Annotated in this window: 9 protein-coding genes; 4 read left to right on the top strand and 5 right to left on the bottom strand. The window is 45.6% G+C overall.

Annotated elements, in window-relative coordinates; genetic code table 11:
* The first annotated feature begins 3 nt into the window (after window positions 1–3).
* The 4 genes from ACGHCT_RS01150 (at window position 4) to ACGHCT_RS01135 (ending at window position 4,496) form a co-directional block, all read left to right on the top strand.
* The gene (locus ACGHCT_RS01150; RefSeq protein ID WP_390437729.1) at window positions 4–801 is read left to right on the top strand and encodes an aldo/keto reductase; all 798 of its coding nucleotides are present in this window, start codon (window positions 4–6) and stop codon (window positions 799–801) included.
* Complete coding sequence (locus ACGHCT_RS01145; protein WP_390437727.1) at window positions 782–2,158, top strand: amidohydrolase family protein; 1,377 nt, start codon at window positions 782–784, stop codon at window positions 2,156–2,158. The genes ACGHCT_RS01150 and ACGHCT_RS01145 overlap by 20 nt, the downstream gene beginning before the upstream one ends.
* Window positions 2,159–2,169: 11 nt before the next feature.
* Window positions 2,170–3,603 carry an amidohydrolase family protein gene (locus ACGHCT_RS01140; protein ID WP_390437724.1) on the top strand — a complete coding sequence of 478 codons (1,434 nt, stop codon included), beginning with the start codon at window positions 2,170–2,172 and terminating at the stop codon, window positions 3,601–3,603.
* Window positions 3,604–3,722: 119 nt separating this feature from the next.
* On the top strand, window positions 3,723–4,496 hold the full coding sequence (locus tag ACGHCT_RS01135) for an FCD domain-containing protein (protein WP_390437721.1): 774 nt from the start codon (window positions 3,723–3,725) through the stop codon (window positions 4,494–4,496).
* A gap of 147 nt (window positions 4,497–4,643) precedes the next feature.
* Here the strand turns inward: ACGHCT_RS01135 and ACGHCT_RS01130 are convergent, their stop codons facing one another.
* The 5 genes from ACGHCT_RS01130 to ACGHCT_RS01110 all read right to left on the bottom strand — a co-directional run bounded on the left by ACGHCT_RS01130 (window position 4,644) and on the right by ACGHCT_RS01110 (window position 12,380).
* Window positions 4,644–5,978: an aminomethyl transferase family protein gene (locus ACGHCT_RS01130; protein WP_390437719.1), complete on the bottom strand. Its 1,335-nt coding sequence runs from the start codon at window positions 5,976–5,978 to the stop codon at window positions 4,644–4,646.
* 23 nt (window positions 5,979–6,001) lie between these two features.
* A complete protein-coding gene (locus ACGHCT_RS01125) occupies window positions 6,002–7,216 on the bottom strand; it encodes a nitrate/nitrite transporter (protein ID WP_390437717.1) in 1,215 nt (404 codons plus the stop codon).
* A gap of 211 nt (window positions 7,217–7,427) precedes the next feature.
* On the bottom strand, window positions 7,428–9,011 hold the full coding sequence (locus ACGHCT_RS01120) for a PucR family transcriptional regulator (RefSeq protein ID WP_390437715.1): 1,584 nt from the start codon (window positions 9,009–9,011) through the stop codon (window positions 7,428–7,430).
* A 136-nt stretch (window positions 9,012–9,147) separates the two neighbouring features.
* Window positions 9,148–11,694 (bottom strand): FtsX-like permease family protein, encoded by a 2,547-nt coding sequence (locus tag ACGHCT_RS01115; RefSeq protein WP_390437712.1) that lies wholly within the window; start codon window positions 11,692–11,694, stop codon window positions 9,148–9,150.
* The gene (locus tag ACGHCT_RS01110) at window positions 11,691–12,380 is read right to left on the bottom strand and encodes an ABC transporter ATP-binding protein (RefSeq protein WP_226902471.1); all 690 of its coding nucleotides are present in this window, start codon (window positions 12,378–12,380) and stop codon (window positions 11,691–11,693) included. Before ACGHCT_RS01110 ends, ACGHCT_RS01115 begins: the two co-directional genes overlap by 4 nt.
* Window positions 12,381–12,460: the final 80 nt, after the last annotated feature.

Raw genomic sequence — 12,460 nt, 5'->3', positions numbered from 1 at the left:
ATTATGGATGTTTCACAACTTAAGGCCAAGACGGTCAATCTTGCTGGTAAAGAGGTTTCTCAAATCGCCTTTGGAACCGAACACATCAATCAATATCTGCCTGAATACGCCGGGAAAATTCTCTGCGAAGCGGCAGTGCAAAACAATGTTTTTTTCTGGGATACAGATAACTGTTATGGCAGCCAGCCTGCTGTAGCAGCTGCGTTAAAACTATTGCCCAGAGATAACGTGGTAGTTACCAGCAAAACATATGCGGACACTGAAGAAGAGGCAATTACCAGCGTGCGCAAAATATTACATGATTTAGATACGCCATATATTGATTTTTGTCTTCTGCACGGTGTAGAAGGGGGACGCCTTCCTTATAAGATGCCTGCCCTGGCTGCACTCAGGCGCATGAAAGATGCGGGAATCATACATCATATAGGCTTGTCCACTCATTTCCCATCTGTAGCGTGGGATGCCAGTGATATTGACGGAATTGAGGTCCTCTGCACTATATTTAACAGAGACAGTGTCCGAATTGAGGACGGAGATGTATACGACATGGCAAAAGCTCTAGATAAGGCTCATAATAAGAAGAATCTTGGAACATATGTTATCAAAACCCTTGGAAGAGGCGTACTTCTTCCGGATGTCCGCGGTGCTCTAGAGTTTGTTCTGAATTATCATGATTGTATAGATGTTCTCAACATTGGTTATGCAGGGCTTAGAGAATTACGTCAAGATTTAAGCATAGTTAATGACTACTTTAATTGTTTAGAAAGAAGGGAAAATAATTATGAAGAAACTTCTAATTAAAAATTGTTCCAAAGCAACTTTTTTCAACGATGGCATGAATGCCATCAATCCGATGCAGAATATAGATATTCTTATTGAAGGGAATAGGATAAATCGCATTGACAGGAATATAGAGCAGGATGGCTGTGAAGTAATAGATGGTACCGGAAAACTGGTACTTCCAGGATTGAACAATGGGCATAGCCGCTGCCTCACAAGCAAGGTCACCCGTATCGTTACAGAGGACTGGAATTATGATCCATACGGAAGGACCCCCAATTATGCTAGAATCAACTTTATACTGAATACCGCATTGGAGACATTAGATGACGAACAGCTTGAAGCGCTGATTGAACTGGCTGTATACGAAGCACTGAACAGCGGTACCACAATGCTTTTAGAGTACTGTACCGTACGTGAATTGCCAATTTTTCTTAAACTATGTAAAAAATATGGGATCCGCACTATGGCAGCACCTATATTAATGAATAGAAAATCATTGCCTACTGTGGACGAGTGGTGCCGCTTTGATATGGATTTGGAGATGGTTGATGAGGAAGCCCTCATCACCTGGAATGCGGACTTGGTAAAGGAAACCCGTGGAAATCTGCAAAGTGTAGCTATGGGAATGGGTTCCGCGGAGACAACAAGACCCTTATTTATGAGCAAAATTGCAGATACGGCCTACACCCTCGGCTGTCCCTTGTTAACTACATTGAATGAGACATATCATGAACGCGAGGTTTGTGTAGCCCGATATGGGGTTACACCTGCCCGCCTTATGGCTGACTGTGGGGTACTTGGTCCTAAAACAATAGTTGCAGGCAATCTCTTGTCAGACCATGAAGAACGCCTTATTATCAAGTCAAAAGATGCAAAAGCTACCGTAAATCCATTGCAATGTATGCTGGATGCAGAGTTGACTCCGTTTATAGATTTTCTCATTGATGATATTACTACCATCTGCGGTTCCGGCCGCTGTTCTGTTGACATGCTGCGGCAAATGAATGCACTTGTTATCAGCGGGAAGCTCGAAAGTCATAAGCGAAACCAAATGGGGGCACATGATGCCTTTTATGCTTCTACCGTTGCTGCAGGAAGAGCGCTTGACCTTCCAGTCGGACAGGTGGAAGAAGGGTATCTTGCCGATTTGCTGATTGCAGATGTGCAAAAGCCTGAACATATACCATTTACTATGCCGGCAAGCGAAGTAGTTTACGCTTTTAATCCTTCAGATATATCCTATGTTATCGTTGATGGAAAAATCCTGAAGGCTGATTCCCAGGTGCTGGAGCATGATACAACCGAAGTCATCAAAAAGGCCTCTGCTGCTTTTAAAGTACTATGGAATAATGTCTGCGAACGCGGATACATTTAAGGAGAACGTATATGACACTGGATATTATTATTCACCATGGTTATATAATAACCATGGAAGGTCCCGGGTGCGGTATTATAAATGACGGTGCTGTTGGAATCAAAGATGACAAAATTATAGCTATCGGTTCTACCAGCGAAATCATGAATTCTTATACTGCCCATCGATATCTGAACGCAGAAGGCAAAGCAGTATTACCAGGGTTTGTAGATGTACACATCCACTCCTCTAATGCGATTGTAAGAGGCACTTCACAGGATCTACCAAACAGCGAATGGATGTTTCACAGCATTTTGCCAATGCTCAGTGCTGCTACAACCGACGATTTAGTCAAGGCCTCTATGGTAAACTTAATAGAAGGGGTGAAATCCGGAACCACTACATTTGGAGACTTTGATATTCCAATGCTTCATTTGGTCAAAAACCATATCAAACTTAAGACCAGGGCCGTGGTTTCCGATTTAATCAATGATCTTCCTAGGGATGTTACCACAATTGAAAGCGGTGAATTGTATCCCTTTGATTATTCTTCCGGGAATGAAAAGCTAGACCAAAACCGCCGTCTTATAGAAGAATACCATCTGAGCAATGGGGGAAGGATTACCTGCCGTTATGGTCCCCAGGCTGCAGATATGTGCTCTGAAGAAATGCTGAGAGAAGTGAAAGCTCTGGCTCAAAAACAAAATGTGGATTTATTTATGCATGTATCCCAATTTCCGGAAGAGGAGATACAGTGCAACCTGAGATACGGCAAAAGGGCTATCCCATTTTTGGACGAACTGGGGATGCTGCAGTCTAACCTATTAGCTGCTCATCTTACCATGGCCTTACCTAACGAACTAAAAAAGGTAGCTCAAAGCTGTGCCGGTATGTGTATGTGTTCAAACAGCATAGTCATGATAGACGGCAAACTTCCACCAGCAAGGGAATTCCTGGATTACGGAGGAACCGTTGGATTAGGAACTGATCAAGCTCCTGGCAATAACTGTAATATGATGTTTAATGAAATGAAATTTGCCTCGATACTTACAAAGCTTCAAACCGGCAACCCTTCTGTATTTCCAGCATGGAAAATCCTTCGGATGGCTACAATAGAAGCTGCAAAAGCACTGGGTATGGATAACCAAATTGGTTCTTTAAAGCCGGAGAAAAAAGCAGATATCATTATTATTAACCTAATGGTTCCTCATATGACTCCTATATTGGAGCGACCTGTGCGTAATATCATTCCTAATCTGGTCTATGCAGCCCGGGGGGAAGAGGTTGAGACTGTGATAATCGATGGAGATATCATTGTGGATAATCGTAGGCTCCTTACTGTAGATGAAAGTCACGCCATTAGAGAAGCGAATGAGGCTGCCAAACGGCTTGAATCAGAACTGACTCAAAAAGAGTGGGCACAGTCTCATCCCTTAACCACTTTCACTAATGATGGTTTTTACTAACCTAGGGCATAACCCTTTTTGATATATTGTCGATACACTGACTGATTGGCAAACATTGACAGCATTTTGCCCATTTGTTATTATGGTGATTAGAAAATACTATAAAGGAACTATAAAATATGAGCAATAATATAGAGCAACACCTTATGCAGACCGGACTTTTTCCATCACGTGTACAAATGATTTTATTTTTACTTGTACGTTCCATACGAAATACAGGAGAACCGGTTGGCTCCTGGGCTTTAAGGGATGAGCTTCTCAGTCTTGGTATCGATTGCAGTGTTGCAACCATAGGGCGGTATCTGCATCAATTGGACAAGGATGGATTGACCGTCCAAAAAAGTAACCTGGGCCGTATACTAACAGAAAAAGGCTCTAAATGGCTAAGCCAGCTTGAGGATACCCTGGAAAGCACTCGTATAAGAATTGAGCTAAGCAGTGCTGTCCAGATTACCCAGCTTAGCGAATTAAAAGATCTCATTATTGTAAGACGCCTTCTGGAGACAGAGGCCGCGCGTTTAGCTGCAACCCACGCAACAGAGGATGAAATGAAGCAAATGTGGAGTGCTATATTGCGGCATCAGGATGTAGTTGGGAAAAAACAGGATCCCACCGATTCAGCTTTGGATTTACATAATATTGTCGCCAAAATCAGTCACAATAAATTTCTATCCTCCCTCCTTAATATACTAATCTATGAGGAAAAACTGCTGGAGGCCACTATGGACGACCTGGTAACCAGAGAACGGGGACAGATTTATGTCCAGGAGCATAGGATGATTGCAGAGGCCATAAGCAGTCGTGATCCTGAACAGGCAGCAAGTTTAATGTATAATCACATGAACAACCTCTGTGAAGCAATACAGGAGCAGACTGATAAATCAGAGCCCTAACCCACATAATAAGCGTCAGGGAATCTTCCAAGGAATTCCCTAACGCTTATTGTTATGCCGCTTGCGACCTCCTATGCCGTTACCGTATAATCCCCAAGTACGTCCATTAATTCATTATTTACAAATAGCATACTCACCTATTTCTTCTTAATAATGAGGAATCTCCTCCACATCAATAAATTTATTGTTGACAAATTCGGAATCGACATACGGTGTACGTGCTACTGTTACGCGTACCTTGTACTGAGGTGTTCCCGGTCTTCCCCAAAGAACTGAAAGTTCTGTTCCCGGTTTCGCATACTCTTTTTTCACAAAGCCCAACGAAATCATCTTCCGGTAGTAGGCGCTTCTCGCCCGAACCGCGGAAACCCCGATTTTTTCATCTCCCAGCATAACATAATCCTGATGATAGATAAATCCGCCGCTGACATTCAGATTAAAATAGATATCTACCGGGTTTTCCCCGATCTCATCATAGGGTTCCACCTCTCTCCCTCTGAACTGAGACGCAAATATCTCTCCCACATCATCGGCATTCCATTCCAAAGTAACTACATCCATGGGTGGATTCTCTGCAATCTTTAGAAGTGCTTTCTTTCCCGGAAACTCATGGTTAAAGTTCACCAGATTCCCCCACCCTACGTCATACGGAGTGCGGAATCTCACTTCCAGATCGTCTCCGCAGCTTCCCACGAGATGCCTGTTCCAGTTCCAGAAGCCCTCCATTGGATGTTTCTCCAGATAGGCGGCCAGTCCGGGATCCTCGTACCAGGGCAGAGGATAATGCATGTTCAGGTTAGGGAAGCCACCCTCTGTGTGATTCATAACATATGCCTGATTTCCCATTTTTTTGGCGCCATATGTAACACCGATGTCCCAAAGCGCCTTATAGACCTCTTCAAATTTTTCCATATCTCCATGCAGTTCATACGCAAGAGTCCCTGCCATGCCCAGACGGAGAATCCGCACATCCACACCCGCAATCCGGATCATCATGTGTTTTGCAAACTTCAGCCCATGAATATCCTGCTTTGCCGCCTGCTCAATAATCTCAAGACTTTTAGGACCAGCAATCTGAAGGAAAAACTCCTTCATCATCATATTTTCCCCCGTAATATTCATAGTAGTCTTCGATGCTTCGTAATCAACCACCGGCATAATCCAGTAAGTGCGGAAGTGATCTTCTGCCAATGTCATAACAACACCGTCTGCGGTAATCTGACCTTTTTCATTGCAGCAGACAGCATGGCGGATCCCTCCCGGTTTTGCTGTTGTAAAGTCATTCACACAAATGGAACTTAAAAATCTTGCTGCATCCGGCCCTTTAATATCATAGATTGGCGAAGTGCTTAAAACAGTACAAAAATATGCCGTTTCCTTGGAGGCCAGTGTCTCTGCTCTCCATCCGTCATACACAAAGGGAACCAGCATCCCTCCGGAATTCATAAAGGTATATACGCCCTCATTGATTGTTTTCGTCATAATATCCCTCCTATATAGATTTTTTAAATTGTTTCCTTAGATGTTGTAAACTCTGGTATCAAAAGCCCAAACACAAACATAACCAGCATGCACAGCGCCGCCAGGCTAAACAGCAGCCCATAATTTTCCCCGGCAATGGGGGTAAGAATGTAGGTGGGAATTAATACAGCCCCGAGAAGCTGCAAGGTTGCTATTACCCCTGCCGCGCTGCCTGCATACCTAATTCCAATTCCTTCCAGTAGAATCGGCGCTGAAAAAAAGATTGGCATAGCCGCACCCAGAAGCGTCCCTGTCAATAAGCAGAACGCGTACAGAAGCAGCACGGAATCAAACCGCCAGCATATGAGAACACTCACGAAAGACAGCGCTGCAATTCCCGGAACAAACCTTTTGACTCTCCCTACCTTCTGGAATATAATGGGGCCTGTAATTGAGCCCACACAGTTACCCAGTGTGATCATGGATGCAATTGTGCCGCACACCGCCAGATCCAACCCGTGCATCTTCTGCAGGGCTATCGGTAAAAATGTGGATAATGTCACATTGCAGCCCAATATCATCATGATGCAGACAGAAATACACCAGATTCCTTTGTTCCTCAGCACAACGCCCAGGCACTCCCTAACGGAAGCCTGCTTTTCTGAGATTTCCTCTTTCACTTCCTGTTCCCCAGAGGTACCCGGTCTGTCCTTCACAAACAGTAGCCACAGTGCAAAAACCAGAACGCCAAACACGGCTGCCGCCCCGTAGGCAGCCTTCATATTGGGAAATAAGACAGCTGTTGTAGCCGTGGCAAATGCTCCCGGGATTTGGCCGCATAGTGCAAAAACACCCATCAGCATCCCCACTTTCTTCGGTTCAAACCAGCTTCCCGTTATTTTAGATGCATTGGTATTCACAAACATCTGGGAAAAACCCGTCAATGCCATGCAAAGAAAGAACGGCAGATAGCTCCCTGCAAAAATCCTGCCAATTAGCCCGATACAAGTCAGTACAAACGCAATACTGGTAACTTTTTTTGCTCCGAATCTGTCTGAGATAATCCCTCCCGCAAAACTCAAAAATATGGCCACAAGCATAGGTGAAGTGAACACAGAGGAAAATTGTGACGTTGTCAGCCCATAATCCGCCATCAGATCCGGCGCAAATACAGAAAGCTGATACTGTGCATAGGAGGCCGGCATATACGCCAGGCATAAGACAGCAAATACCAGCCATTTTTGATTCTTAGTTTCCATTAAACAGTTACCTCCAAACTAGCATCTTCCAATTTTTATTTCTGATTCCATAAATCATCGGCGCCGTATGTAACGTGATGACATTATTATAAATAGAATGCAAGGGGAAAACATCGTCTCTGAATACTGTTTTTGTTTTATTTTATCTGCTCTCTTTGTGCAATCATGCACAAAAAAGCAGGTGGAAATGCCTGCTTCCACCTGCCTGCTACTAATTCATTAATAATTTTAAAGAAAACAGCATATCTCCCGGAGATTCTTCTATAAACTTATCGCCAAAGAGCTCACGCATTTTTTCCAATCGATAATTCACCGTGTTTCTGTGGAGATAGAGTCTTCCAGCTGTTTTGGATACATTGCAGCTGCTTTCCAGATATGCATGCAGCGTTTCCATATAGCTGGTTCTATGTTCCTGATCATAGAGATAGATTTCGTAGATTTTAGGATGACATATGGCTTTTATGGATAAGTCTTCTGTCATTTTACGGGCTGCATACTTGTAGAAGCATTCTCTAAAGCGGACAGCCCCATTTTTCTTCTTGTTTAAAGCATACCCAACAGCAATTTCAGCCTGCTTATAGCCATCCGGGATTTCTTCTATGCTGTCAAACATCTCACTGATTCCTATGCAAAATTGTACCTCCCCTGCGAGTTTCCTAAAGTGTCCAATCCACGCATCCATCTTTTCACTGCTGTCCAAGTCACAGGCAAACACGGCAATGCCATTATGGTAGGACACAAAAATATTCTTCTGCTCCAAAAATCCCCGCTGCAGCCTGGTTTCCAGAGCCTCTAACGAATACAGTCCTTCCCCGTCTCCGGTAAGCTGTCGGATATACAGAATATGCAGTCTTCTTTTGTCAGAGACACCCCCTGCTGACATTCGATTCCAAAAGTATTCTTTGCTAACCGGTTTTCTGTCCAGACAGTTAATAAAATTCTGCTTCCTGGCATCATATAATGTCTGATGATACCGCTCCAGAATTGGTGATAAATAGGATGCGAGATAGTCAAAAACAGCTAACTGCCCTGCCGTCATAGGGGCGTTCAAGGCAGTTGTTCCGAGATTGCCCAATCTTGTCTTACCCTTGGCATCATAGATATTGGCATTCATAAAATCAGGCCAGGTTTCATCTCCTAGGCGGTAGATTGCGGCAGCCTTTCTGCCCTCCACTTCTTCCAGTATCCCCAATTTCTTGTATAGCTGATACATTTCGGAGGAATAGGTAACCTTCTCCCCCACAGCCAACTCCCACAGGGCATCTCTTTTTTCAGGAAGCTCTCCCGCCCAGCCCAAACAACTGGTAGAGCTGTCAAAAAGGCCAATTGGATTGGGGACTGCCTCCGCAGCAATACGAAGGACACCTTTCAGCGTTGTACCTGCGATCTGTGCACGCAAAAGCCGTTCTTCCCATTCCTGGAACCATTCAAATACACCCGCAATCCTTTCCAGAACTTCCGACGCACACGTCCCGGTCTTCAGAAGAATCCACTGCTCTTCCCCCCAGGCTTCAGGAATGTCTTGTGTATTGAGGAATATCATATGCTTGTCATCAGACCACGGATCCCACCCGGCAAACCAGTCCTTCTGTCTGATTTCCCCATCTATCAGGTACACATAGTTCTCCCAGTCCGGTTTCTTTTCTGGTATATATTTACGTATATTTTTTAAATCTAATACCGTAGTGTCAGGGATATGTGAATCCAATATCTCTTCACGCCGGAAATGCTCCGCCAGAATGTGCATGTTCAGCCGCATAATCGTCTCCTTTGTGGTATCTGCCGTTTTTTCCACTATACCAGAGTTCTGCTGCCCTTGGCAACTTTTCAGCGGAAGGGAAATGATTTTTCTATGTTGCCTGCCTCCTCCCGCGTAATAATCCCATATCATCTGGCGGCGGCCAGACGATACGGCTCTTAGCCCATACCCATCAGGCCATATCGTCCCGCAGGGCATCAATGATATTTTCTTTTCGTATCTTGCTTACCGCATACAGCATGGTAATAAATATTACTAAAAATACTCCGAGGATACTGATTGCCATACTGCTCCACGGGAAGGTATATGCAATCTCAGCACCGCCCAGTACCATACCCTTATAAATCAGCCAGGAAAGCAGCCCTGAGATGGGCAGGCCAAACAGCAGGGTCCGCAGACCATACAGGGCACACTCAAAGCGCATCATCTTATTGAAATCCCGGTCAGGCATTCCCACAGAACGAAGCATGGCAAGTTCCCTTCTCCGCAGCCTGATATTGGTGGAAATGGTGTTGAATACGTTTGCCACTGCAATCAGAGTGATCATGATGCTAAAAATAACTGTAAATAAGTTTACAATGAAGGAGACATTGCGGTTTTCCTCAAGGATCTTATGAAGATTGTACAGAGTATAATCCACGGCAGTGCCTGCGCTGTCAATCATGGTCTGCATCTGCGCCGCAGACTGCCCCGGATGATCCGACCAGAAGGTAAATGCCATCTTTGTGGGGGCACTCAATGCGTCAAACTGCGGCTTCATCTGGTAAGGGGCGATCACCATAAGAACATAACCCTTCACCTCGCCCGGATCCGCCGGCGGGGGGTCTAACGGGTAGGTATCCACAAAGGACGCATGGATCGTCTTTGTCTGTTCCCCGGATGCAGTACCCAGGGTAAACTCCATGGTCCGGTCTCTGAACACATCAATAATCGTGGAATCTACCATCTTTTTACCTACTATAATCATGTTTCCGTCCTGTGCGGTATACTCTTCGCCAGGGAGATCGAGGCTTTCCAGAAAACTCTGGTAGATATCATCCTCAATAAATTGAACGTCCAGCATCATCCCGGCTGTGTCACTCTCCCTGTCTATACCTGTATCCTCCCCGCAGCTGTCCAGGAATTCACTGGTAAGATCACTGGTTTTTACTGTGCAGGTATAGGCGGATACCGCCTGATAAGTACTTCTGGTTACACCGCCTGCGGTTTTCAGTTCGTCATACAGCCGGAGCGCTTCGTTTTCCCCCATATCCGCGGAATAGAAAGATATATCACCGTCTGCCTCCACCGCCGATTGCTCTCCCATCTCACTTAGGCATGAACTAAAAGCACTTGCCGATACAAACAGCACAACACTTAACGTTAGAGACAAAACAATACTGCGGTAGCGCCGCTTATTTCTTTTAAAATTTTTCAATGCCAGTGTCCCCTCAAGGCCGTAAATGCGTCCCAGCAATCTGGAGGTTTTTATAGCTTTCGCCTCTACCTTAATCTCATTCGTCTGGCGGATGCACTCCATCACAGGTGTGCCCGCTGCCTTTCTTGCCGGAATATAGGCTGAGATTAAAATGGTAATAAAACTGACAGCTGCCGCTGCTGCCAGCGCAGGAGCAGAAACACACAGGGTTAAGGGAACGGTATCGTAGAGCACATTTGCAAAGTTCCTGGCCACAAGCTCAAGTACAAGCTTGATACTAGGGATACCGATTAAAATACCCAGGGGAATGCCCAGGACACCAATGCAAATTCCCTCAAACAGCACTGAATTGCGCAGCTGCTTTGCCGTGGCTCCCACCGACATGAGAATTCCGAATTGATGTGTCCGTTCATTCAAAGAAATATTGAACGAGTTGTAAATCATAAAAACAGAACCCAGCATAACAAGCAAAATCACAATAATGCCTGTGGAATAGAGAAGGGTATTGAACAGGGTATCGTCAGAAGCACCCAGAAAACGCAGCACATTATCGTTCAGAACATAGGCACCGCCCCGGGCCGCCTCCTCAGCGTACGTTTGGATCTGACCGGTCTTTTTCAAAGCAGCAAAGGCGCTGACACGTCTCTTAGCATTTCCCCCATCCCCTATGGTAATCAGAGTATATCCGGGCGCGGAGTGTTCCTCAAAGGCCGGTCTTTGACAGATCCCTACCACCGTGTAAGTTTTCTCCGTTCCTGTTGTCAGACTTTCCTCCCCGGCGCGGTACGGATCGTGCTGTGAGAGTACTTCATCTCCCGCCTGACGGGTACCCGCTGTCAGGGTAAGGGTATCCCCCACTGAGAATTTTACGCCTCCGTTTGCCGCAAGGTGGACCGGGACAAGTATCTCCCTGCTGTTTTCAGGCAGTCTGCCGGAAACAAGCTGTACCGGCAAAGTATCGAAGGTATCCTCACAGAACCCGGCTATAAATGCATAGGGCTTGTCAGGATTTTTTCCATCCTCCAGCATTGCATAGCCGACATTTTCAAAGGAGGTAAGATTGGCAACCCTGCTGTCACCGGCTTGTTCCCGGACAAAATCCTGGTCCACATCCGGAAACTCAACGTGCCAGTCACCGCTTTTTGCAATGGCGCCATTTACCATATAGTTTTGCAGAGAGACAGCGAAGGTCGCCACCGCCGTGATCAGAGCAGCAGAGAGCGCTACTCCGATAACTGTAACCAGCGTACGTGTACGGTTCTTCCTCAGCCCCTGGAAGGCCACTTTATGAAAGATGTTCATCTAAGCCCCACCTGCCTCTCATCCCGCACCACCTTGCCGTCTGAGATGCCAATGATGCGGTCCGCCTGCAAGGCTATATTTTCATCATGGGTTACTAGGAGCAGGGTCTGCCCATATTTTTTATTGCTTTCTTTTAACAGTTTAATAATTTCATGCCCATTCCGGCTGTCCAGGCTGCCTGTAGGCTCATCGGCCAGCATAACCTGGGGTGCGTTCATCAGAGCACGGCCAATAGCCACCCGCTGCTGCTGGCCCCCGGAAAGCTGATTGGGCAGATGGGTTCTGCGTTCCTGCAGCCCCAGCAGTTCCAGCAAGTCGTTCAGCCGTTCTTTGTTTACCCTTCTCTTATCCATCAGAATGGGGAGGGTGATATTTTCCACTACATTCAGGGTGGGAATGAGATTGTGAAACTGGTAAATCAGGCCCACCTGCCGTCTGCGGAATATGGCGAGCTTTTCATTGCTCTGGGCATAAACATCCTGTCCGTTCAAATATATCTTTCCGCCTGAGGGCACATCTACCCCTGCAATTGCGTGAAGCAGGGTGGATTTGCCGGACCCGGAAGAGCCGATGATAGCGGTAAACTCTCCCTTTTCGATTGTAAGGGAAATGTGATCCAGTGCGGTAATCTGGTTTTCACCCCTGCCGTAAACCTTACATAAATTTTGTATCTGTAAAAACTCCATTATGTGAGCCTCCTTTATTTTACTTTACCCATATAATAGAACTTTTGGCTTACATTTCTGTGACTTTTCCGTGAGAGATC

This window comes from Lactonifactor longoviformis (assembly GCF_042848515.1).
In the GTDB taxonomy this organism is placed as follows: Bacteria; Bacillota; Clostridia; order Lachnospirales; family Lachnospiraceae; genus Lactonifactor; species Lactonifactor longoviformis.
The sequence above is the reverse complement of the archived record's forward strand: the minus strand, read 5'-3'. Positions and strand labels throughout refer to the sequence as shown.